The sequence below is a fragment of the Streptomyces sp. KM273126 genome (assembly GCF_004337435.2).
GTDB lineage: Bacteria > Actinomycetota > Actinomycetes > Streptomycetales > Streptomycetaceae > Streptomyces > Streptomyces acidicola.
On record NZ_SJXB02000001.1, the window covers coordinates 2,618,266 to 2,640,029 of the forward strand.

19 protein-coding genes are annotated in these 21,764 nt (G+C 71.0%); 11 read left to right on the top strand and 8 right to left on the bottom strand.

Annotation, left to right across the window (positions count from 1 at the left end):
* Positions 1 to 24: 24 nt before the first annotated feature.
* The gene (locus tag E0500_RS11295) at positions 25 to 699 is read right to left on the bottom strand and encodes a Crp/Fnr family transcriptional regulator (RefSeq protein ID WP_131558600.1); all 675 of its coding nucleotides are present in this window, start codon (positions 697 to 699) and stop codon (positions 25 to 27) included.
* 368 nt (positions 700 to 1,067) lie between these two features.
* Here E0500_RS11295 and nth point away from each other — a divergent pair, with 368 nt between their 5' ends.
* The 3 genes from nth to E0500_RS11310 all read left to right on the top strand — a co-directional run bounded on the left by nth (position 1,068) and on the right by E0500_RS11310 (position 4,329).
* Positions 1,068 to 2,096, top strand: a complete 1,029-nt coding sequence (nth, locus tag E0500_RS11300) for an endonuclease III (RefSeq protein WP_309505025.1) — start codon at positions 1,068 to 1,070, stop codon at positions 2,094 to 2,096.
* A 226-nt stretch (positions 2,097 to 2,322) separates the two neighbouring features.
* Positions 2,323 to 3,018, top strand: a complete 696-nt coding sequence (locus tag E0500_RS11305) for a CoA pyrophosphatase (RefSeq protein WP_131558604.1) — start codon at positions 2,323 to 2,325, stop codon at positions 3,016 to 3,018.
* A 120-nt stretch (positions 3,019 to 3,138) separates the two neighbouring features.
* Positions 3,139 to 4,329: a MarP family serine protease gene (locus tag E0500_RS11310; protein WP_131558606.1), complete on the top strand. Its 1,191-nt coding sequence runs from the start codon at positions 3,139 to 3,141 to the stop codon at positions 4,327 to 4,329.
* Between the two features lie 18 nt (positions 4,330 to 4,347).
* Here E0500_RS11310 and E0500_RS43730 read toward each other — a convergent pair whose 3' ends face one another.
* The 6 genes from E0500_RS43730 to E0500_RS11335 form a co-directional block, all read right to left on the bottom strand.
* Positions 4,348 to 4,527 carry a hypothetical protein gene (locus E0500_RS43730; protein ID WP_131558608.1) on the bottom strand — a complete coding sequence of 60 codons (180 nt, stop codon included), beginning with the start codon at positions 4,525 to 4,527 and terminating at the stop codon, positions 4,348 to 4,350.
* Between the two features lie 212 nt (positions 4,528 to 4,739).
* Positions 4,740 to 5,735, bottom strand: a complete 996-nt coding sequence (locus E0500_RS11315) for an alpha/beta fold hydrolase (RefSeq protein ID WP_131558610.1) — start codon at positions 5,733 to 5,735, stop codon at positions 4,740 to 4,742.
* A complete protein-coding gene (locus E0500_RS11320) occupies positions 5,732 to 6,211 on the bottom strand; it encodes a phage holin family protein (protein WP_131558612.1) in 480 nt (159 codons plus the stop codon). Before E0500_RS11320 ends, E0500_RS11315 begins: the two co-directional genes overlap by 4 nt.
* A gap of 131 nt (positions 6,212 to 6,342) precedes the next feature.
* Positions 6,343 to 7,749 (bottom strand): Na+/H+ antiporter NhaA, encoded by a 1,407-nt coding sequence (gene nhaA / locus E0500_RS11325; protein ID WP_131558614.1) that lies wholly within the window; start codon positions 7,747 to 7,749, stop codon positions 6,343 to 6,345.
* A gap of 350 nt (positions 7,750 to 8,099) precedes the next feature.
* Positions 8,100 to 10,055, bottom strand: a complete 1,956-nt coding sequence (gene acs, locus E0500_RS11330) for an acetate--CoA ligase (RefSeq protein WP_131558616.1) — start codon at positions 10,053 to 10,055, stop codon at positions 8,100 to 8,102.
* A 297-nt stretch (positions 10,056 to 10,352) separates the two neighbouring features.
* Positions 10,353 to 12,713 (bottom strand): SulP family inorganic anion transporter, encoded by a 2,361-nt coding sequence (locus E0500_RS11335; RefSeq protein WP_131558618.1) that lies wholly within the window; start codon positions 12,711 to 12,713, stop codon positions 10,353 to 10,355.
* A 346-nt stretch (positions 12,714 to 13,059) separates the two neighbouring features.
* Here E0500_RS11335 and E0500_RS11340 point away from each other — a divergent pair, with 346 nt between their 5' ends.
* Positions 13,060 to 14,358 (top strand): hypothetical protein, encoded by a 1,299-nt coding sequence (locus E0500_RS11340; RefSeq protein ID WP_131558620.1) that lies wholly within the window; start codon positions 13,060 to 13,062, stop codon positions 14,356 to 14,358.
* A gap of 35 nt (positions 14,359 to 14,393) precedes the next feature.
* Positions 14,394 to 15,218, top strand: coding sequence for an oxidoreductase (locus E0500_RS11345; protein ID WP_131558622.1), 825 nt, complete (start codon positions 14,394 to 14,396; stop codon positions 15,216 to 15,218).
* Between the two features lie 391 nt (positions 15,219 to 15,609).
* Here the strand turns inward: E0500_RS11345 and E0500_RS11350 are convergent, their stop codons facing one another.
* Positions 15,610 to 16,434: an HAD family phosphatase gene (locus tag E0500_RS11350; protein ID WP_131558624.1), complete on the bottom strand. Its 825-nt coding sequence runs from the start codon at positions 16,432 to 16,434 to the stop codon at positions 15,610 to 15,612.
* Positions 16,435 to 17,020: 586 nt separating this feature from the next.
* Here E0500_RS11350 and ssd point away from each other — a divergent pair.
* The 6 genes from ssd to E0500_RS11380 all read left to right on the top strand — a co-directional run bounded on the left by ssd (position 17,021) and on the right by E0500_RS11380 (position 21,758).
* Positions 17,021 to 18,124: a septum site-determining protein Ssd gene (gene ssd, locus E0500_RS11355; RefSeq protein WP_220140493.1), complete on the top strand. Its 1,104-nt coding sequence runs from the start codon at positions 17,021 to 17,023 to the stop codon at positions 18,122 to 18,124.
* Positions 18,121 to 19,308 (top strand): TadA family conjugal transfer-associated ATPase, encoded by a 1,188-nt coding sequence (locus E0500_RS11360; protein ID WP_131558628.1) that lies wholly within the window; start codon positions 18,121 to 18,123, stop codon positions 19,306 to 19,308. Before ssd ends, E0500_RS11360 begins: the two co-directional genes overlap by 4 nt.
* A 14-nt stretch (positions 19,309 to 19,322) precedes the next feature.
* A complete protein-coding gene (locus E0500_RS11365; RefSeq protein ID WP_131558703.1) occupies positions 19,323 to 20,165 on the top strand; it encodes a type II secretion system F family protein in 843 nt (280 codons plus the stop codon).
* The gene (locus E0500_RS11370) at positions 20,162 to 20,962 is read left to right on the top strand and encodes a type II secretion system F family protein (RefSeq protein WP_131558629.1); all 801 of its coding nucleotides are present in this window, start codon (positions 20,162 to 20,164) and stop codon (positions 20,960 to 20,962) included. The genes E0500_RS11365 and E0500_RS11370 overlap by 4 nt, the downstream gene beginning before the upstream one ends.
* Positions 20,963 to 21,106: 144 nt before the next feature.
* A complete protein-coding gene (locus tag E0500_RS11375) occupies positions 21,107 to 21,334 on the top strand; it encodes a DUF4244 domain-containing protein (RefSeq protein ID WP_131558631.1) in 228 nt (75 codons plus the stop codon).
* The gene (locus E0500_RS11380; protein WP_131558633.1) at positions 21,321 to 21,758 is read left to right on the top strand and encodes a TadE family type IV pilus minor pilin; all 438 of its coding nucleotides are present in this window, start codon (positions 21,321 to 21,323) and stop codon (positions 21,756 to 21,758) included. Before E0500_RS11375 ends, E0500_RS11380 begins: the two co-directional genes overlap by 14 nt.
* The last annotated feature ends 6 nt before the right edge of the window (positions 21,759 to 21,764 follow it).

Consider the following 21,764-nt stretch of genomic DNA (forward strand, 5'->3'; position numbering starts at 1 on the left):
AGGACCCCGTCGGTGTACCGGAAGTCAGCGGGAACGCTTGGCGAGGCGCTCGACGTCCAGGAGGATCACCGCGCGGGCCTCCAGGCGCAGCCAGCCACGGCCGGCGAAGTCCGCGAGGGCCTTGTTGACCGTCTCGCGGGAGGCGCCGACGAGCTGGGCGAGCTCCTCCTGAGTGAGGTCGTGCACCACGTGGATGCCCTCCTCGGACTGCACGCCGAAGCGGCGCGAGAGGTCCAGGAGCGCGCGGGCCACGCGGCCGGGGACGTCCGAGAACACCAGGTCGGACATCTGGTCGTTGGTCTTGCGCAGCCGGCGGGCGACCGCGCGCAGCAGGGCGCCGGCCACCTCCGGGCGGGCGTTCAGCCAGGGCTGGAGGTCGCCGTGGCCCAGGCCGAGCAGCTTGACCTCGGTCAGTGCGGTGGCCGTCGCCGTACGCGGGCCCGGGTCGAACAGCGACAGTTCGCCGATGAGCTCACTGGGGCCCACGACGGCCAGCATGTTCTCCCGGCCGTCCGGGGACGTGCGGTGAAGCTTGACCTTGCCCTCCGTGACCACGTACAGGCGGTCACCGGGGTCGCCCTCATGGAACAGGGCGTCACCGCGCGCGAGGGTCACCTCACTCATGGAGGCGCGAAGCTCCGCGGCCTGCTCGTCGTCGAGCGCGGCGAAGAGCGGATTGCGCCGCAGAACGTCGTCCACGAGTTCTCTCCTTGTCGACCTGCTCAGGGGATCTTGCTCCCCGTGGTACCAGGGGACCGTGCTCCCCATATTGCCCGACGGTCCAAACAGTGTGATCTGTCACAAGGATGCCGTACAGGTGTGCCCAGGTGCCCAGCAGGGGTCCAATTGGTGGCCGATCTTGTGGGTCAGGGGCAGATGTCGGTGCCTGGCTTTAGGCTGGCCGGGTGTCCAAATCGCCGGTGAGAGCACAGGCCAAGGGGGCTGCGCGGGTGGCTGTACGTCGCGATTCCGCTGTGGGCGAACAGGCCCCCGCGGAAGCGAAGAAAGTGAAAAAGGAGACAAAAGTGGAGGCGGTCGCGAGGCCTGCCTCTGCTGAGGAGCCGGGAGTGAAGGCTGTCCGGAAGGCGACCCCGAAGAAGGCTGCCGCCGCGAAGAAGGCTGCTCCTTCGAAGAAGGTCACCGTTGCCCCCGGAGACGTTGCCCCCGGAAACGTTGCCCCCGGAAACGTTGCATCCGGAAACGTCGCATCCGGAAACGTCGCATCCGGAAACGTCGCATCCGGAAACGTCGCATCCGGAAGCGCCGATGCCGCCGCCGCGGAGGCACCGGGCGGCAAGGCCAGGGCCAAGAAGCCCCCGAAGGCCGAGTCGCGCACCGCGCTCGTTCGCCGCGCCCGCCGTATCAACCGCGAGCTCGCCGAGGTGTACCCGTACGCCCACCCGGAGCTGGACTTCGAGAGCCCCTTCCAGCTGATCGTGGCCACGGTCCTGTCGGCCCAGACCACCGACCTGCGCGTGAACCAGACCACACCGGCGCTCTTCGCGAAGTACCCGACGCCCGAGGACCTTGCCGCGGCCAACCCCGAGGAGGTCGAGGAGATCCTGCGGCCCTGCGGCTTCTTCCGGGCCAAGACCAAGTCGGTCATGGGGCTGTCGAAGGCCCTGGTGGAGGACTTCGGCGGGGAGGTGCCCGGCCGGCTGGAGGACCTGGTCAAACTGCCCGGCGTCGGCCGGAAGACCGCCTTCGTCGTGCTCGGCAACGCCTTCGGGCGGCCCGGGATCACGGTGGACACGCACTTTCAGCGGCTGGTCCGGCGCTGGAAGTGGACCGAGGAGACCGACCCGGACAAGATCGAGGCGGCCGTCGGCGCGCTCTTCTCGAAGAGCGAGTGGACGATGCTCTCGCACCACGTGATCTTCCACGGCCGCCGCATCTGCCACGCCCGCAAGCCCGCGTGCGGCGCCTGCCCCATCGCCCCGCTCTGCCCGGCGTACGGCGAGGGCGAGACGGACCCGGAGAAGGCGAAGAAGCTCCTGAAGTACGAGAAGGGTGGCTTCCCGGGCCAGCGCCTCAAGCCCCCGCAGGCGTACCTGGACGCCGGTGGCATCCCGGCACCCCCACTGGGGGCCGGATGACGGCCGGCACAGCAGGACACCCACACGACGCTCGTACGGCAGGCAGCCCACACGACGCTCGTACGGCAGAAAGCCCGCATGGCGCTCGTACGGCACGAAGCCCATACGACGCCCGTACGGCACGAGGCCCGCACGGCGCACGTACGGCAGGACACCCACACGAGGGACCTGCGGAACGATCCGCGGTGGCGTGCGCGTTGGGATCGGCAGAGCGACGGGGGTGGCGATGACGCACGCGAGCAACACGCACGACGGGCGGCTGGTGCTGAGCAAGGACGGCCTGCCCGGTTGGCTGGACCCGGTGGTTCACGCCGCCGAGACGGTGGAGCCGCCGCAGCTGAGCAGATTCCTGCCGCCGGCGAACGGCGAGGGCCGGCAGTCCGCCGTGCTCGTCCTGTTCGGCGAGGGGGAGCGCGGGCCCCAGCTGCTGCTCATGGAGCGGGCGAGCTCGCTGCGTTCGCACGCGGGCCAGCCCTCCTTCCCCGGAGGCGCCCTCGACCCCGAGGACGGCGACCCGAAGGCCGACGGGCCGCTGCGGGCCGCTCTCCGCGAGGCCGAGGAGGAGACCGGGCTCGACCCGAGTGGCGTCCAGCTGTTCGGCGTGCTGCCCAAGCTGTACATCCCGGTGAGCGGCTTCGTGGTCACCCCCGTTCTGGGCTGGTGGCGAGTGCCGAGCCCGGTGGGTGTCGTCGATCCGAACGAGACGGCCCGTGTCTTCACCGTCCCCGTGGCGGATCTCACGGACCCCGGCAACCGCGCCACCGCCATCCACCCCAGGGGTCACAAAGGTCCGGCATTTCTGGTCGAATCGGCCCTGGTGTGGGGATTCACGGCAGGAATCATCGACCGTCTGCTGCACTTCGCGGGCTGGGAGCGGCCCTGGGACCGGGATAAGCAGGTCCCGCTCGACTGGCGCGCATGACAGGGTGGCAGCCGTGCTGTGTTTTTCCGGGGGACGCCGCGCTCGTGTGCTGCTGCGGAGTGGCCCCGTCCCCCGGCCGGGGATTGGCGACCGCAAGGTGACGAGGCGAGGCTTGAAGCAGTGAACGTGCTGGACATCCTGTTGCTGGTCGCCGTCGTGTGGTTCGCAATCGTGGGCTACCGCCAGGGCTTCGTCGTCGGCATCCTCTCGGTGATCGGCTTCCTCGGGGGCGGCCTCGTCGCGGTCTATCTGCTCCCGGTCATCTGGGACGCGTTGACCGACGGCGCGGAGGTGGGCACGACCGCCGTCGTCGTAGCGGTGATCGTCGTCATCGTCTGTGCCTCCGTCGGCCAGGCCCTGACCACCCACTTGGGCAGCAACCTCCGCCGGTACATCACCTGGTCCCCGGCCCGCGCCCTCGACGCCACCGGCGGCGCCCTCGTCAACGTGGTGGCGATGCTCCTGGTCGCCTGGCTGATCGGTTCCTTGCTGGCGCGGACGACGCTCGGCACGGAGGTGCGCAACTCCAGGGTGCTCCACGGTGTGTCCAGCACTCTGCCCGACCAGGCCGACACCTGGTTCACGGACTTCACCTCGGTCCTCGCGCAGAACGGCTTCCCGCAGGTCTTCAGCCCGTTCTCGAACGAGAAGATCACCGAGGTCCAACCCCCCGACCCGCAGCTGGCGAACAGCGCGGTCGCCCAGCAGGCCAAGAAGTCCATCGTCAAGGTCATGGGCACGGCCGAGAGCTGCGGCAAGGTCCTCGAAGGCACCGGGTTCGTCTTCGGCCAGCGCCGCGTGATGACCAACGCGCACGTGGTCGGCGGCGTCGACGAGCCCACCGTCCAGATAGGGGGCGAGGGCCGCAAGTACGACGCCACGGTCGTCCTCTACGACTGGGAGCGCGACATCGCCGTACTGGACGTGCCGAATCTGAACGCGCCCGTGCTGCAGTTCTCGCGCGAGGACGCCGTCACCGGCGACAGCGCGATCGTGGCGGGCTTCCCGGAGAACGGCGCGTACGACGTGCGCCCCGCGCGCGTACGGGGCCGCATCACGGCCAACGGCCCGGACATCTATCACCGCGGCACCGTCAGCCGCGACGTGTACTCGCTGTACGCGACCGTCCGCCAGGGCAACTCCGGCGGCCCACTGCTCACGCCCGACGGCAAGGTGTACGGCGTGGTCTTCGCGAAGTCCCTCGACGACCCCGAGACCGGGTACGCGCTCACCGTGGACGAGGTCCAGGAGGACATCACCAGGGGCCGTGCTGCCAGCCAGCAGGTGGGCAGCGACAGCTGCGCCATCTAGGGCCGACGGCGGAACGACTCAGGCGCGCGGGTGGCGCAGCCGCGCCGAGACCCAGCGGGCCCGGCGGCGCAGAATGTGTGGAATGCCCAGCCGGGCGTCCGCGCCCGAAAGCTGCGGGCCACCCCCCTGATGGGAACTCAGGCCCGCGGCGGAGCGGCGGTTGCGTGCTGCGTCACTGTAGTCGTGCGTCCAGCCCATACCCCGACCTCTGCCCCTGCCCCAAGGTCGATAACCGCCCACGAGCCCCTCAATTGGCCTATGCGCCAGGCATGTGGCCGTCCGTATGACCGTCGTATGACCTTCGTCGGATCTCCGCCGGACCTTCGTCGGACAGGTGTTCCCGTCCGGGTGCATCCGGGTGCATCCGGGTGCGTTCGAGTACCGTCCGGATACCAGACGCACCCGGACGGTCACCGATCGGGTTCGGGATCCTTCAGCCAGTTGATCAGTTCGGTCGAGAACGCGACCGGGTCCTCCTCGTGCGGGAAGTGGCCCAGGCCGTCGAACAGCCGCCAGCGGTACGGGGCCTCGACGTACTCTCCGGAGCCGGCCGCGCTCCGGGTGCGCATCACGGGGTCCAGCGAGCCGTGCAGGTGCAGGGTGGGCACGCGGACCGGGCGCTTCATACGGCGGTTGAACTGGATGCCGTCCGGGCGGGCCATCGAGCGGACCATCCACCGGTACGGCTCGATCGCGCAGTGCGCCGTCGACGGGATGCACATCGCACGCTGGTACGTCTCCACGGTCTCGTCGTCCGGCAGCCGCGGCCCCGACCAGTCCCGCATGAGCCGGCCCACCAGGGCTCCGTCGTCGGCGGTGAGCTGCCGTTCGGGGATCCAGGGCCGCTGGAAGCCCCAGATGTAGGAACCGGCGGCCGTCTGCTTGACGTCCGACAGCATGGCCGAGCGCCAGCGCCTGGGGTGCGGCATCGAGGCGACCGCGAGCCGTCGTACGAGCTTGGGGCGCATCACGGCGGCCGTCCACGCCAGGTAGCCGCCGAGGTCGTGGCCGACCAGTGCGGCGTCGGGCTCGCCGAGGGACCGCACGACTCCGGTGATGTCGAGCGCCAGGTTGGCGGGGTCGTAGCCCCGGGGCGTACGGTCGCTGCCGCCGACGCCCCGCAGATCCATCGCCACGGCCCGGTAGCCGGCGTCGGCGAGGGCGACCAGTTGGTGCCGCCACGTCCACCAGAACTGCGGGAAACCGTGCAGCAGCAGCACCAACGGTCCGTCACCCAGCTCCGCGATGTGGAAGCGCGCGCCGTTGGCCGCGACGTCCCGGTGCGCCACCTTCGCGCCGGGCACGTCCAGCCGCACGACCGAGGCGGGCGGCGCCGCGGAGGCCCCGGAGGCCGCAGTCGTCGGAGGGGCAGGGGACTTGTCCGAAGGAGTGGCGGGGTCCGTCATGAGGACGAGCGTGCCACAGCCTCGACAGGGGTGTCGGCTGGGCTGGGCCGACGGGGGTGCGGCTTGGCGTTCTGCAGGACGCCCGCGGTCTCCTTCATGGAGGAGGCGACCTTCTGCGGGCCCTGCCCCTTCTTGGCCTTCTTGGCGAAGACGACCCCGATCAGCGCGAGGAGTCCGGCGACCAGCACGTTGGCCGCGAACGACAACAGGAAGCAGACCGCGAGGTTCCAGCCGCTCCAGGTCCGGATGCCGTACGCGAGGGCGAAGCTCAGCATCGGCAGGGAGAAGATCAGCACCGCGCCGGCCGCCGCGAACGCCCCGCCGCCCATCGCACCGCGCTTGACGTCCTGCTTGAGCTGGGCCTTGGCCAGCGCGATCTCGTCGTGCACCAGCGCGGACATCTCGGTGGTCGCCGTGGCGAACAGCTGGCCGATGCTGCGTTCGGCGCCGACCGGGCTGCCGTCGGGTGCGCTCATCGAAGTCTCCCTCACTTGCGTCCTCGGCCTCCCCGGAACTGTGGGACCGTCGTACGGAACGGGCCGTTCGCCGCGCGTGCGGTCCTTCGTACGGTCTGGGGGTGCCTGCGGTTTTGTACGGTCCTGTCAGATCATGCCGGACCGTCGTCCCCCTCGCTTGCCCCGCCCGCCACTTCGGCAAGCCTCCGGTGCTCGGCGGCCTTGCGCTCGTAGATCTCGGCCATGCGCAGGTGGTAGGCGGGGTTGTCCTGTTCGTAGATGTCGGGGATGCCGTCGAGGTCCTCGTCGCGCTCCTCCGCCTCGTACAGGGCGCGGTACTTGGCGTTCCGTACCTTCAGCAGCACGGTCGCCAGCGTGGCCGCGATCAGGGAGCCGACGAGCACGGCGGCCTTGGCCTTGTCGGCGAGTTCCGGATCGCCCTCGAAGGCGAGTTCACCGATGAGCAGTGAGACGGTGAAGCCGATGCCGGCCAGCGTGGCGACCGCGAAGACGTCCGGCCAGGAGAGATCCTCACTGAGCGATGCCCTGGTGAAACGGGCCGTCAGCCAGGTGCCCCCGAAGATGCCGAGCACCTTGCCGACGACGAGTCCGAGGACGACACCGAGCGTCTCGGGCCGGGTGAACACCTCGCCGAGCGCGCTGCCGGAGACCGCGACCCCCGCGCTGAACAGGGCGAACAACGGCACGGCGAGGCCCGCCGAGAGAGGGCGTACGAGGTGCTCGACGTACTCGCCGGGGGAACGGGACTCGCCCTCGTGCCTCGTGCAGCGCAGCATCAGCCCCATGGCGACACCGGCGATGGTGGCGTGGATGCCGCTGTTGTACATCAGCCCCCAGATGACGAGCGCGAGCGGGACGTACACGTACCAGCCGCGTATGCCCTTCCTGATGAGCAGCCAGAAGACGGCGAGGCCGACGAAGGCGCCGCCGAGCGCGACGAAGTCGATGTCGGAGGTGAAGAAGACGGCGATGATCAGGATCGCGAACAGGTCGTCGACGACGGCGAGAGTGAGCAGGAAGGCGCGCAGGGCCGAGGGCAGGGAGGTTCCGATGACGGCGAGGACGGCGAGTGCGAAGGCGATGTCGGTGGCGGTGGGCACGGCCCAGCCGGCGAGCGAGCCGCCGCCGCTGACGTTCGTGACCGCGTAGACGAGCGCGGGCACGGCCATCCCGCAGAGCGCGGCCACGACAGGGAGCAGGGCCGCCTTCGGGTCCCGCAGGTCTCCGGCCACCAGTTCACGCTTGAGCTCGATGCCCGCGACGAAGAAGAAGACCGCGAGCAGTCCGTCGGCCGCCCAGTGTTCGACGGAGAGGTCGAGACCGAGAGAGCCAGGCCCTAGGTGGAAGTCGCGCACGGCTTCGTAACTGCTGTGCAGGGCAGGCACGTTCGCCCAGATCAGCGCGGTGACCGCCGCTGCGAGGAGCAGCACGCCGCCGACCGTCTCCGTCCGCAGCGCGTCCGCGACGAAGTTCCGCTCGGGCAGCGAGAGACGGCCGAGGAACTTGCGGGTGGTGGTGGCGGTGCGGGGGGCGGCCATGGTGGGGACCTCCGGTCGGTGGGCAGGACGAAACACATGCCGACCAGACTTCCCGGCGCACCTTGAGCATCTTGTTGTGTTGTTGACGTGGTTCTTACTTTACCTAAGGTGTGGCGGGATCCGTTCTGCGGGTGCGCATGGCAGGTGATCCCGTACGACGAGTGCGGGCGCCGGGGACGCGAAAGGGGCACCCGGTGTGCTGCCGGGTGCCCCATTCCGGACCGTACGAATCAGGACTGTACGAACCTGCTCGGCCGTCGGTCGCTCAGTCGCCGACCATGGTCAGTCCTTGCCCGTGATCAGTCCTCGGCCGTGGTCAGTCCTCGGCCGTGGTCAGCCGTCGCTCGTGCTCAGTCCTCGCTCGGTGCCGCGGGCAGCTTGGCCTGGATCAGGTCCATCACCGTCGAGTCCGTCAGCGTCGTGACGTCTCCGAGCTGCCGGTTCTCCGCCACGTCACGCAGCAGCCGCCGCATGATCTTCCCGGAGCGGGTCTTGGGCAGCTCCGCGACCGGCAGGATCCGCTTCGGCTTGGCGATGGGGCCGAGGGTCGTGCCCACGTGGTTGCGCAGTTCGGTGACCAGGTCCTCGGTCTCCGCGGCGGTGCCGCGCAGGATCACGAACGCCACGATCGCCTGCCCGGTGGTCTCGTCGGCCGCGCCGACCACGGCCGCCTCCGCGACCGAGGGGTGGGACACCAGCGCCGACTCCACCTCGGTGGTGGAGATGTTGTGGCCGGACACGAGCATGACGTCGTCGACGCGCCCGAGGAGCCAGATGTCCCCGTCGTCGTCCTTCTTGGCGCCGTCCCCGGCGAAGTACTTGCCCTCGAAGCGCGACCAGTACGTGTCGATGAACCGCTGGTCGTCGCCCCAGATGGTGCGCAGCATCGACGGCCACGGCTCGGTGAGGACCAGGTAGCCACCGCCGCCGTTGGACACCTCGTTCGCCTCGTCGTCGACGACGGTCGCGGAGATGCCGGGCAGCGGCGTCTGCGCGGAGCCCGGCTTGGTCTCCGTCACGCCCGGCAGCGGGGAGATCATCATCGCGCCGGTCTCGGTCTGCCACCAGGTGTCCACGATCGGCGTCCGGTCCGCGCCGATGTGCTTGCGGTACCAGATCCACGCCTCGGGGTTGATCGGCTCACCGACCGAGCCCAGGATGCGCAGGGAGGACAGGTCGAACTTCGCGGGGATGTCGTCGCCCCACTTCATGAACGTACGGATCGCTGTCGGCGCCGTGTAGAGGATCGTGACGCCGTACTTCTGCACGATCTCCCAGAAACGGCCCTGGTGCGGGGTGTCCGGCGTGCCCTCGTACATGACCTGCGTCGCGCCGTTCGCCAGCGGCCCGTAGACGATGTACGAGTGGCCGGTCACCCAGCCGACGTCGGCCGTGCACCAGTACACGTCGGTCTCGGGCTTCAGGTCGAAGACGGCGTGGTGCGTGTACGACGTCTGGGTGAGGTAGCCGCCGGAGGTGTGCAGGATGCCCTTCGGCTTACCCGTCGTGCCCGAGGTGTAGAGGATGAAGAGCGGGTGCTCGGCGTCGAACGCCTCGGGCGTGTGCTCGGCGGACTGGCGCTCCACGATCTCGTGCCACCACACGTCGCGGCCCTCGGTCCAGGCGACCTCCTGGCCCGTGCGGCGGACGACGAGGACGTGCTCCACGTTGTCCACGCGGTCGATGGCGTCGTCGACCGCGGGCTTGAGCGCGGAGGGCTTGCCGCGGCGGTAGCCACCGTCGGAGGTGATGACGACCCGTGCGTCGGCGTCCTTGATACGGGTCGCGAGCGCGTCCGCGGAGAAGCCGCCGAAGACCACGGAGTGCGCGGCGCCGATGCGGGCGCAGGCGAGCATCGCGATCGCCGTCTCGGGGATCATCGGCATGTAGACGGCGACCCGGTCGCCCGCCTGAACTCCCAGCTCCAGCAGTGCGTTCGCGGCCTTGGAGACCTCGTCCTTGAGCTCGGCGTAGGTGATGGCGCGGCCGTCGCCGGGCTCGCCCTCGAAGTGGATGGCGACCCGGTCGCCGTGCCCGTCCTCGACGTGCCGGTCCACGCAGTTGTACGCCACGTTGAGCTTGCCGTCCTCGAACCACTTCGCGAACGGCGGATTCGACCAGTTCAGGGTCTCGCTCGGCTCCTTGGCCCAGGTCAGCCGGCGGGCCTGCTCGGCCCAGAAGCCGAGCCTGTCAGCCTTGGCCTGTTCATACGCCTCCGCGGTGACGTTGGCGTTCGCGGCCAGGTCGGCGGGGGGTGCGAACCTGCGCTCTTCCTTGAGCAGGTTGGCCAAGGATTCGTTGCTCACGACATCTCCCTTTCCCAGGGTGTCCGTTGTGTCCCAGGCCACAGCTCATCAGACCAGGACCCTCGATGACAAGGGCCGTCGGATGGATTGGTTTAGACCTGCGGGCGGGTGGCTCCCCGGTGCGGGTGCCACCCATGCTCACGGACGGCGCGCGTGCGGGGTTCACACGCCTGGGCGGGCTCGGGCTGTGCTGGGGCCGGGGAGGCGACCGCTGCCGGGGTGGCCGGCCGGGCGCCCTTGCTCCTCGGAGCGTCCTCCTGGGGTCATGTGGATTCTCCTCGGGGCGTCCTCCTGGGGTCATGCTGAACGGTGCAGGTCCTCCACCACGCTCGCGTTCTCGGACGCGCCCACGTGGTCGAACACCTCGGCCCCGTCCGTGCCGGTCAGCAGATACGCCTGGGCCTCGCCCACGTGGAAGTACATCCCGTGCAGCTCCAGCGCCCGCTCCTTCATGGCCTGCGCCACGGATTCGTGCGCCCGGAGGTGCTCCAACTGCTGGACCACATTGGTCAGGCAGAGCTGCTCGACCGCGTCGGCCGGTGCCCGACCCGCCAGCCGCGCGCCGGGCCGGCCCATGTCCGAAGCACGCTCCAGGCTGGGCAGCCCATGCCGCAGCCACCGCTTGAGCGGGGTCCGGGTGCCGCCGGGCTCCGTGTTCAGCAGCGCCTGCATCGCTCCGCAGCCGGAGTGCCCGCACACCGTGATGGACCGCACCTTCAGTACGTCCACCGCGTACTCGATCGCCGCGGCCACCGAGTCGTCCCCGCTCTCCTCGCCGGGCAGGGGGACGAGGTTCCCCACATTGCGGACGACGAAGAGGTCGCCGGGGCCGCTGGAGGTGATCATCGACGTGACGAGCCGTGAGTCCGCGCAGGTGAGGAACAGCTGCGCGGGCCGTTGTCCTTCGCGCGCGAGCCGGGCCAGCTCACCGCGCACCAGCGGAGCGGTGTTCCGCTGGAAGGCGCTGATGCCACGCGCCAGCTGGTGCCCGCTGGGCCCGCCGGGAGCGCCGGTGTCCTCACCCGACTGGTCACCCGGCGCCACGGTCCCCGGGTCCTCGCAGTGGTGGTTGCGCCAGGGCGTCCAGGGGCGGCACCGGCATCCGGAGACCTCGGCGGGTTCCGCGATACGGGTGCCCGCGCGCCCGGTGAGCTCGACGGAACCGCCCTGCGCGGTGTGTGTGTTCTGCCAGTCCTGCAGCGTCTCGAACGCCGCGTGGTCCATGAACGAACCGTCCAGCTCCACGACGGCTTCGGTCCCGTGCGGCACCAGGTGGAGGGCCCGGCTGAGCCGGGGCACCGCGAGGAACGTCAACTGGCCGCGTACATGTACGTAATGGACTCCCTCTCGCTCGTCGTGTGTGATGCGGGTGCGGGCGAGGCGGTGCAGGGAGACGCCGACGGCCACGGCGACGCCCAGGGCCACGCCCTCCAGGACGCCCAGGAGGACGACGCCGAGCGTGGTGACGGCGTACACCAGCACCTCTCGGTGGCGGGTGACCGTGCGGATGTGGTGCAGGGACACCATCTGGATGCCGACGGCCATCACCAGGGCGGCGAGCGATGCGAGGGGGATCAGCTCAAGGACGGGAACCATCAGCAGCGCGGCAACTACTACCCAAACGCCGTGCAGCATCGTGGAGTTCCGGCTCACGGCCCCGGACTGGACATTTGCCGAACTTCGTACGGCGACCCCGGCGATGGGCAGCCCGCCGAGCGCTCCCGAGACGACGTTGGCCGCACCCTGCCCGAGCAGCTCACGGTCCAGGTCCGAGCGGATCACGCCCGGCCGCCCCGCCGCCAGCTTGTCCACGGCGACGGCACCGAGCAGCGATTGAACGCTGCACACCAGCGTGATGGTGAGCACCGCGGCGACCAGGCCGAGCGCCGTTCCTTCGGGCATTCCGGCCAGGGCGTGGCTGCTCCACGACGGCAGGTCGACCTTGGGCAGGCTCAGTCCGGCGAAGGAGGCGGCCGCGGTGGCCATGGTGACGGCGACGAGCGCGGCCGGGATCCGGCGCAGCGCCTGCCCGGCGCGCCCGGGAAGCCGGGGCCATGCGAGCAGCACGGCGAGGGTCAGCGCGCTCATCGACAGGGCGGCCGGGCGTAGCTGTGCCAGCTGGGCGGGCAGCGAGCGGAGGTTGTCGAGGACGGCGCTCTGCGGGGTGCCGCCGAGCACGATGTGCAGCTGGGCGACGGCGATGGTGATGCCGATGCCGGCGAGCATGCCGTGCACGATCGCGGGACTGACGGCGAGCGCCGTGCGGGCCACACGCAGGCAGCCCAGGCCGAGCTGGGCGAGTCCGGCGACGATGGTGATGGCGCAGGTGGCCCGCCAGCCGTACTGCTGGATGAGCTCGGCGGTGACGACGGTGAGCCCGGCTGCGGGACCGCTGACCTGGAGCGGTGAGCCGCCGAGACGTCCTGCGACGAGACCGCCGACGGCGGCGGCGACGAGGCCGGCCTGGAGGGGCGCGCCCGTGGCGAGGGCGATGCCGAGGGACAGAGGGAGGGCGATCAGGAAGACCGCGAGTGAAGCGGAGAGATCGGCGCTCGCGATGCGGAACGGACGGCGCGGGGCCGGCGGGGGGCTGTGGGGCGGATGGGCGCGCTTGGCCCGAGTCGGGTCTTCGGCGCGGGTGGGTACGCAGGCTGACATGGTTCCCGTCTCCTCCGGGGCGGCGCGGTCGCGGAACAGGTGGTCCCCGCTCTCTGGCGGGGTCGGGTCGCGGCCGTGGGTCACGGCGTGCAGCGGCGGGATATCTCAACAATCAGTAAACGAATCGTAATGCAGAGTAAAGGAAGTGTGGGTCCAAAAGCGGCAAATGGGTGAGTAGATCACTCTGTTGAGTGAATGTGGATTTTCATCGGCTTGTCATACAAATACTTTTCCGCGGTCGTGCGACTTTGTCCCCACCTGCGGGAGTGGGCGCGCCTTTTCGGGTGGCGTGGCAGAACTCCTCCCGCCGGCGTTGCGCTGACTGAAGGAAGAAGGTGGGCCGACGATGGTTGCCACCCACAGGATCGCCGCGGGTGTCGCACTCGTCGCGGCCTGCTCCGCGGCACTCGCCGGTTGCGTGACCGGCGACACCGGCGCCCGCACCGATGGCACGGTTCCCAGGGAAGGCGCGCACGGCCCGAAGAGAGCCGTCCCGGCGCCGGCACCCAAGAGCGGTATGCGCCTGATCGGTGACGGCTCCACCGCGTACACCGGCCCGCAACCCGGTCGGCCCGGCCGGCCCGGACCGGAGCGGCTCGCACCGGGCCAGAAGCCGCCGCAGTTCGTGGTCTTCTCGTGGGACGGCGCGGGCGAGGACAGTCAGCGGCTGTTTTCCCGCTTCCGCAAGGTGGCCAGGGCCAACAACGCGACGATGACGTACTTCCTGAGCGGCGTGTACATGCTGCCGGGCGGAAAGCGCGAGCTGTACCGGCCGCCGCACCATGCGCCGGGCAGCTCGGACGTCGGCTTCAACGACATCCGCGGCATCCGGGACACCGTGGCCCAACTGCGGGGCGCATGGCTGGAGGGCAACGAGATCGGGACCCACTTCAACGGCCACTTCTGCGACCCCGGGGCCGGCGTCGACGAGTGGTCGGTGAACGACTGGAAGAGCGAGATCGCCCAGGCGAAGGCGTTCGTGAAGTCCTGGAAGACCAACACGGGCCTGACGGAGGCGGAGCCGCTGCCCTTCGACTACGACAGGGAACTGGTCGGAGGCCGCACACCCTGCCTGGACGGGCAGCGGAACTTCATGCGGGCGGCCCGTGAGCTGGGCTTCCGCTACGACTCCAGCGGCGACGCCGAGCAGGTCTGGCCCAGCAAGAAGGGCGTCCTGTGGGAGCTGTCGATGCAGATGGTCCCCATCCCCGGCCGCGGTTTCGAGACGCTGACGATGGACTACAACTTCTACGCGAACCAGTCCGGGGCACACGCCGGCGACCCGGACAGGCATGCCTACTGGGGCAACCAGTACCGTGACGGCCTGCTCAAGGGCTTCGAGCGCGCCTTCCACGGCAACCGCGCGCCCCTGATCATCGGCAACCACTTCGAGTCCTGGAACGGCGGTGCCTACATGCGCGCCGTCGAGGAGACCATCGAGGCCGTCTGCACGAGGGCCGAGGTGCGCTGCGTCTCCTTCAGGCAGCTCGCCGACTGGCTGGACGCCCAGGACCCCGAGACCCTGGACAGGCTGCGCACCCTCGAGGTCGGCCAGGCCCCGAGGCGGGGCTGGACCGCCTTCCTCACGGACGGAGCCGCCCCCGCTCCGAAGGGCGTACCCGGAGCCTCTGCGGCCAACCAGTAGCTTCCGGCCCGGAGGGGGCGCGTAGTGTCGTACTCATGAGTACGACAGGCGCGACCGCCGATCCGCTCGCCGCCCTGGGGGAGCTCTCCGGGGTGGCCGAGTCCGTGGAGTCCGTGCGCAAGGCCGTGGACCGTGTCTACGGGCACCGCATCATGCGCCGCCGCAGCAACGAGATCACCTCCGAAGCGGCACTGCGCGGAGCGCGCGGTTCCGCCGCGCTGTCCGGTGCCGACTGGGCCCTCGAAGAGGTGCGCCGCCGCACGGACTTCAGGGGTGACGACGAGGGCCGGGTGATGGGCGCCGCCCTCAGGCTGACCGCCGAGGCGGGCCAACTGCTGTCCATCTGGCGGCAGTCGCCCCTTCGGGTACTGGCCCGGCTGCACCTGGTGGCGGCGGCCGACGACAACGCGCGCGTGGGGCGTCCACGTCAGGACGGCGAACCGGTCGACGAACCGCTGGTCGAACTGCCGCTGCCGGACGCCGCCGAGGTCTCCGGCCGCCTCGAAGGGCTCTCCGAGCTGATCATCGCGGGCAGTTCGGCCCCCGCCCTGGTGACCGCGGCCGTCGTCCACGGCGAACTGCTGGCCCTGCGCCCTTTCGGCTCCCACAACGGTCTCGTCGCGCGCACGGCCGAGCGCATCGTCCTGGTCGGCAGCGGACTCGACCCCAAGTCCGTCTGCCCGGCGGAGGTCGGCCACGCGGAACTCGGCCGCGCCGCCTACGTAGCGGCCCTGGAGGGCTACGTCTCCGGCACCCCGGAGGGCATGGCTGCCTGGATCGCCCACTGCGGCAGGGCCGTGGAACTCGGAGCCCGTGAGTCGACGGCCGTGTGCGAGGCGCTGCAGCGCGGGGCGGCGTAGCTCCCTGGGCAGGGGAAAAGGCCCTCCTGGAGAGGGCCTTACGAGGTTGCGGCGGTACGAGTGCTCGTACCGCCGCTGGCATGTTCACCGGGTTACCAGGCGTCCTCGAAATATTGCCCATCAGGCCGGGAACTGTTGCCCGTCACCTGGTGCGGCTGGCCCGTATTCGACGGGTCGACGTCGCGTGGGTACCCCATGTTCATGCTCGGTCCGTGGGGCCAAAATGCGTTATTAAAGGTGATCCTTTCGGATGTCCTTTGGTCTCGCGGGCCGCTGAATCCTTTGTACTCCAGCCCCCGGGGCAAGCGGAAGCCCTGGTTGCACTTCTTTACTTTTAGTCTCAAAGGGTGTTAGCGGGCGGCAAACGGGGCGTCAGGGCGGTTACTGGAGATCATGTGGTGGCGAGCCGGCGCCGGCTCGCGTACCAGACGAGCCCGGCGGTGGCCGCCGCGGCGCCTATGGCGGCGGCCGCGACGAGTGCGGGACGCGGTGGCGCCGACAGGCGCTGCTTCAGCCGTACCGGGTGGTGGAAGTCCAGAATCGGCCACCCGCGCGCGAGGGCTTCCCGCCGCAGTGGACGGTCCGGATTCACCGCATGGGGGTGACCGACGGCCTCCAGCATCGGCAGATCCGTGGCGGAGTCGCTGTAGGCGTAGCAGCGTGCCAGGTCGTACCCCTCGGACTCGGCCAGCTCCCTGATCGCCTCGGCCTTGGTCGGGCCGTACGCGTAGTACTCCACCTCGCCCGTGAAGCAGCCGTCGTCGCCCACGACCATGCGGGTCGCCACCACGCGGTCCGCGCCGAGAAGTTCCCCGATGGGCTCGACCACCTCCGCGCCGGACGTCGAGACGATGACGACGTCGCGCCCGGCGGTGTGGTGCTCCTCGATCAAGGAGGCGGCCTCGTCGTAGATGATCGGGTCGATGAGATCGTGAAGGGTCTCGGCGACGATCTCCTTCACCTGCCGGACGTTCCAGCCGCGGCACAGCGAGGACAGGTACTCGCGCATGCGCTCCATCTGGTCATGGTCGGCGCCGCCCGCAAGGAAGACGAACTGGGCATATGCGGTTCGCAAGACGGCTCTGCGGTTGATCAGGCCGCCTTGGTAGAACGACTTGCTGAACGTGAGCGTGCTCGACTTCGCAATGACCGTCTTGTCCAGGTCAAAGAAGGCTGCTGTGCGAGGCAAGGAGTGGTTTTCCACGAGCCCGAGCATATGCGCCCACCATTCGGGCTAGTGTGGGGCGCGTGGGTTTGCCTGAGAGGGCTCTCGGGTACACCATGGAAGTCACGGATCGTTCGCGACCGTGCTAACCCGGTCCGACTCCTCCCCCCCCGAGTCGGCCGTGGGGACGACCCCCGCTCTCCCCCCCGGCGGGGGTCGTCGCATGTCCGGGTGGGTTTTTCTCCTCTCTTCATGATCGTCCGGCCGTCTCGTGGCCGCATGGCGACTCCTCAGCCCCAGCACATGATTCGTCACTGTGCGTAGCCGTCAGGCTGCGTTGCGGAAGTCGCGCAGAGGTCGCCTGTGTGGGTGACGGCGATATTCACAACCCCCGTGTTGTCCACAGTTATCGACCAAGATCCACACGATTTCCGGGATCGCTGCACCGTGATTCAAGCGCGCACCGCTCGCGGCGAGTTCATGGCCGGATCGGTTTGTCGGTGTGCGTTTGGCCGGCACCTGTCGGCCTTGCATATGGAGGCCGGTCCGCCGGTTCTCCACACGGGACTTCACCACGGGCGGAATCGCGGGGCCGCAGAGGGCCGCGCGGGCTCCGCGCAGGAAAACAGCGAAGGGGATGGGGATCGTGGCGGGAGCCATCGCGAACGAGGTGCCGCCCGCCGCCGAGGGGCGGCAGGGCAGGCCGTTGATCGTCACCGAGGACGCGGAACTGCTGGACGACCTGCTGCGCCTGTGCGCGGCCGCGGGCGCCAGACCGGAGGTCCACCACGGGGTGCCGGAGGGCAGGGGCCGGTGGGAGGCGGCGCCGCTCGTCCTCGTCGGCGACGACGCGGCACGACGCGTACGAGGGGCCGCGCGCAGACGAGGGGTGGTGCTGGTCGGCCGGGACCAGGACGACTCCGGGGTCTGGCGGCGGGCCGTCGAGATCGGCGCCGATCACGTACTGATGCTGCCGGACGGCGAGCAGTGGCTCGTCGACCGCATCGCCGACGTGGCCGAGGGCGTGGGCAGGCCCGCCCTGACCGTGGGGGTGATCGGCGGCCGGGGCGGTGCCGGAGCGTCCACCCTGGCCTGCGCGCTGGCGGTCACCTCCGCGCGGCAGGGCAGGCGCACCCTCCTGGTGGACGCGGATCCGCTGGGCGGCGGACTCGACGTCCTCCTGGGCGGCGAGACCGCAGAGGGACTGCGCTGGCCGGCGTTCGCCGCCTCACGCGGCCGGGTCGGCGGCGGAGCCCTGGAGGAGTCGCTGCCCGAACTGCACTCCCTCAGGGTGCTCAGCTGGGACCGCGGCGACGCCGTCGCCATCCCGCCCCAGGCCGTGCGAGCGGTCCTGGCCGCCGGTCGGCGGCGCGGCGGCGCCGTGGTCGTCGACCTGCCGCGCCGGATCGACGAAGGCGTCGCGGAGGCCCTCGCCCAGATCGACCTCGGCCTGCTGGTGGTCCCCGCCGAGCTGCGCGCGGTCGCCGCGGCCGCGCGGGTGGCGTCCGCCTTCGGAATGGTGCTGCGCGATCTGCGGGTTGCCGTGCGAGGGCCCTACGCGCCGGGCCTGGACGACCGCGAGGTGGCACGGCTGCTCGGGCTGCCCCTGGCCGGCGAAGTACCCGCCGACACGGACCTTCTGGACGGCGCTGCACCCCCGGGAGGAGCCCCGCGCGGACCACTCGCACGTTTCTGCACGACCTTCTGGGAGCGGGCGGTGGCCGGAGGTGAGGCCGCATGAAGGGCGACTGGGACCCGGCAGCGGGGACCGACGGCGGACTGCTGGACGGCGTCCGGCAGTGGCTCGCCGAGAGCGGCTCCGAACCGACACCCGCGCGCGTGGCACAGGCGTTGCGGGAGCGGGGACGGGTGCTCGGGGACGCCGAAGTCCTCGGCGCGGCCGAACGGCTGCGCTCCGAACTGATCGGCAGCGGACCGCTGGAACCGCTGCTCGCCGACCCTGAAGTAACCGACGTCCTGGTGTCGGCGCCCGACCGGGTGTGGGTGGACCGGGGCGGCGGCCTGGAGCTGACGAAGGTCACCTTCCCGGACGCGGCGGCCGTACGACGACTCGCGCAGCGCCTGGCCGCAGTGGCCGGCCGCAGGCTCGACGACGCGCGCCCGTGGGTCGACGCACGCCTTCCGGACGGCACACGCCTGCACGCGGTGCTCCCGCCGGTGGCCGTGGGCTCGACCTGTCTGTCCCTGAGGGTCGTACGGCCGCGGGCGTTCACCCTCGACGAACTGGTGGCGGCGGGGACGGTACCGCCCGGCGGCGACCGGGTGCTACGGGCCCTGATCACCTCGCGCCTGTCGTATGTGATCAGCGGCGGCACCGGAACAGGCAAGACGACGCTGTTGAGCGCTCTCCTGGGCCTGGTCGACCCGGGCGAGCGGATCGTGCTGGCCGAGGACTCGGCGGAGCTGCGGCCCGGTCATCCGCACGTGGTGCGGCTGGAGGGGAGACCCGCCAACCAGGAAGGCGTGGGGCTCGTCGAGCTGCAGGACCTGGTGCGGCAGGCGCTGCGGATGCGGCCCGACCGGCTGGTCGTCGGCGAGGTGCGCGGGCCCGAGGTCGTGTCGTTGCTGGCGGCCCTGAACACGGGACATGAAGGCGGCTCCGGCACTCTGCACGCCAACGCGGCGGCCCAGGTGCCCGCCCGGCTGGAGGCACTCGGCACGGCTGCCGGGCTCGACAGGGCGGCGCTGCACAGCCAGTTGGCGGCCGCGCTGTCGGTGGTCCTCCATCTCGTCCGGGACCGGGACGGGCGGCGCAGGATCGCCGAGGTGCACGTGCTGGAGCGGGATCCGTCGGGGCTCGTGGTGACGGTGCCCGCGCTGCGGTGGGGTGCCGAGGCTTTCGCGTACGAGCGGGGCTGGGAGCGGCTGCGGGGGCTGCTCCGGGAAGGGAGCGGAGCGCTGTGACGGGGGTCGACGAGATGTCGGCGGGGCTGACCGGGGCGGCCGTGGCGTGTGCCGGGGCGGCGGCCTGGCTCCTGGGCGGACCGGGTACCGGAGTTCGGCGGGCGCAGCTGCTGCTGGCCGGTGGTGGGGCGGTGGGGCCGCCGCCCTGGGAGAGGGCGGCCCTGCGCGTGCGGCGGCTGCCGGCCGAGTGGTGGGCGCCGGTGCTCGGGGTGGTGATCGGCGTGCTGGGCGCGTCCGTGCTGCCGGTGCTCGCTGGTGCGCTCGGAGTGCCGTTGCTGCGCCGGTTGCGCCGGGCCCGGGAGGCGCAGCGGGCGCGCGAGCGGCGCGGTGACGCTGTGATCGCGCTGTGTGGGGCGCTCGCCGGAGAGGTCCGCGCCGGTCGACAGCCGGGTGAGGCGCTGCTGCGGGCCGCCCGGGACTCGGGCGGGCTCGGCGAGGCGCAGTCGGTGGTGCTGGCGGCCGCGAGGTTCGGCGGGGATGTGCCCGTCGCTCTCGTGGGCGCGGCACGGCAACCGGGCGCCGACGGACTGCTGGGGCTCGCCGCGTGCTGGTGGGTGGCCGTGGACCGGGGCGCGGGTCTCGCGGCGGGGCTCGACCGGCTGGAGGGCGCCCTGCGCGCGGAGCGGGACCAACGGGCGGACCTGCGCGCCCAGTTGGCAGGCGCCCGGTCCACGGCCGTGATGCTCGCCGGGCTGCCGGTGCTCGGCCTGCTGCTGGGCACCGCGCTGGGTGCCGACCCGCTGCACGTGGTGCTGCACAGCGCCGCCGGCCTGGGCTGCCTGCTGGTCGGCGGAGTGCTCGAAGGCGTCGGCCTGTGGTGGGCGCTGCGGATCGTACGGGGAGCGGAGGCGGCATGAGCACGGACGTTGTCCACAGGCTGGGGGTACTCGTGTGCGCGGCCCTGGGGCTGTGGTGGCTGGTCCGGTCCCTCGACACCGTTCGGCGTGAACGGAGGCTGCGCAGACGACTGGACGCGGTGCTGCTCCTGGAGGGTGCGCCGTCGGCGCGGCGGCAGGTGGTGCGGGATGCCGCGCGGGGGTGGCTGCCGGTCGCCGGAGTCGTGAGCGCCGGGTGGGTGCTGGTGGGAGGCCTCATGGGACTGGTGCTGGGACTGGTCGCCGGCTGCGGCTTCTCGTGGTGGCGGCAGAGGCACCGGGGCAGCGGATCGGCGGAGAAGCTTGGGGACAGGGAGTACGACCCGGCCCGAGTGGCGCGTCAACTCCCGCTCGCCGCCGACCTGCTGGCAGCGTGCATCGCCGCCGGAGCCGGCCCGGCCGCGGCCGCGCGGGCCGTGGGCGAAGCCCTGGGAGGGCCCGTCGGGGAGCGGCTGGCCCACGGTGCGGCAAAGGCGCGGCTCGGGGGCGAACCGGCCGAGGCGTGGCGGGCGTTGGCCGCACTGCCCGGTGCCGGCCCCTTGGCGCGGCTCCTGGAGCGCGCCGACGAGTCGGGCGTGCCCGCCGCCGCCCCGGTGGCCCGGCTGGCGGCCGAGGCCCGCGCCGCGTGGGCACGCGCCGCGACCGAACGGGCGCGCCGCGCCGCCGTCATGGTCACCGCACCCGTGGGGCTGTGCTTCCTGCCCGCGTTCATCGCGATCGGGGTGCTGCCGGTGGTGATCGGGCTCGCGGACGGGCTGCTGGGAGGGGGCGGCGAATGACGGGATGACCGGCGACAACAGCACAAGCGACAGCAGAAACGACAGCACAAGGGACAGCAGAAACAGCAGCAGAAACAGCAGTGCAAACAGTAGTGCAAACAGCAGCACACGGGATGAACGGAACGGATCCTTACGGGGGTTGAGATGCGCAAGGCAGTACGGGCGGTAGAGGCGGTACGAGGACGGATGCGTGCCCTGGTGCGCAGGGTGCGCCAGGCACCGAGGGACGCGGGGATGGTCACCTCCGAGTACGCCGTGGGGATCATCGCGGCGGTTGCCTTCGCCGCGGTGCTCTACAAGGTCGTGACCAGCGGGCAGGTGCAGACGGAGTTGCAGGACATCGTGAAGCGGGCGCTCGATGGCGGGGCGTGACCGGTGGGCCGTGCGATGGGGCGGCGGTGACAGGGGGGAGTGGAGAGCCGCCGTCCGGGCAGCGCCCGTCGAGCGGAGGCGTGACCGTGGCTTCGTGACCGCCGAGGCAGCGATGGCCCTGCCCGTGCTGGTGCTGTTCGCGATGGCGTTGGTGTGGGCGCTGCTCGCCGCGTGTGCGCAGATTCAGTGCGTGGACGCGGCGAGGGCGGGTGCTCGGGCGGCGGCTCGCCAGGACCCACCCGACGCGGTCGTGGCGATGGCTCGTCGGCTGGCGCCCGACGGGGCGAGGGTCACTGTGAGCCGTGAGGGCGACCTGGTGCACGTGGTGGTCGCGGCGAACCCACCGGGACCGGATGCCCTGAGCCTGGACCTGAGCCATGAGGCCGTGGCACTGGCGGAGGAGACGGTGGGGGCCAGGGGGTGACGTACA

Excerpts from the sequence above, each read along its gene's own strand:
- E0500_RS11320 (WP_131558612.1), bottom strand. The coding sequence starts at position 6,211 with ATGAGCGCACCCGACGGCAGCCCGGTCGGCGCCGAACGCAGCATCGGC.
- E0500_RS11360 (WP_131558628.1), top strand. The coding sequence starts at position 18,121 with ATGAAGGGCGACTGGGACCCGGCAGCGGGGACCGACGGCGGACTGCTG.
- E0500_RS43730 (WP_131558608.1), bottom strand. The coding sequence starts at position 4,527 with ATGGGCTGGACGCACGACTACAGTGACGCAGCACGCAACCGCCGCTCC.
- E0500_RS11365 (WP_131558703.1), top strand. The coding sequence starts at position 19,323 with ATGTCGGCGGGGCTGACCGGGGCGGCCGTGGCGTGTGCCGGGGCGGCG.
- E0500_RS11345 (WP_131558622.1), top strand. The coding sequence starts at position 14,394 with ATGAGTACGACAGGCGCGACCGCCGATCCGCTCGCCGCCCTGGGGGAG.
- ssd (WP_220140493.1), top strand. The coding sequence starts at position 17,021 with ATGGGGATCGTGGCGGGAGCCATCGCGAACGAGGTGCCGCCCGCCGCC.
- E0500_RS11335 (WP_131558618.1), bottom strand. The coding sequence starts at position 12,713 with ATGTCAGCCTGCGTACCCACCCGCGCCGAAGACCCGACTCGGGCCAAG.
- E0500_RS11375 (WP_131558631.1), top strand. The coding sequence starts at position 21,107 with ATGCGCAAGGCAGTACGGGCGGTAGAGGCGGTACGAGGACGGATGCGT.
- E0500_RS11315 (WP_131558610.1), bottom strand. The coding sequence starts at position 5,735 with ATGACGGACCCCGCCACTCCTTCGGACAAGTCCCCTGCCCCTCCGACG.
- E0500_RS11340 (WP_131558620.1), top strand. The coding sequence starts at position 13,060 with ATGGTTGCCACCCACAGGATCGCCGCGGGTGTCGCACTCGTCGCGGCC.
- E0500_RS11370 (WP_131558629.1), top strand. The coding sequence starts at position 20,162 with ATGAGCACGGACGTTGTCCACAGGCTGGGGGTACTCGTGTGCGCGGCC.
- E0500_RS11380 (WP_131558633.1), top strand. The coding sequence starts at position 21,321 with ATGGCGGGGCGTGACCGGTGGGCCGTGCGATGGGGCGGCGGTGACAGG.
- E0500_RS11350 (WP_131558624.1), bottom strand. The coding sequence starts at position 16,434 with ATGCTCGGGCTCGTGGAAAACCACTCCTTGCCTCGCACAGCAGCCTTC.
- E0500_RS11305 (WP_131558604.1), top strand. The coding sequence starts at position 2,323 with ATGACGCACGCGAGCAACACGCACGACGGGCGGCTGGTGCTGAGCAAG.
- nhaA (WP_131558614.1), bottom strand. The coding sequence starts at position 7,749 with ATGGCCGCCCCCCGCACCGCCACCACCACCCGCAAGTTCCTCGGCCGT.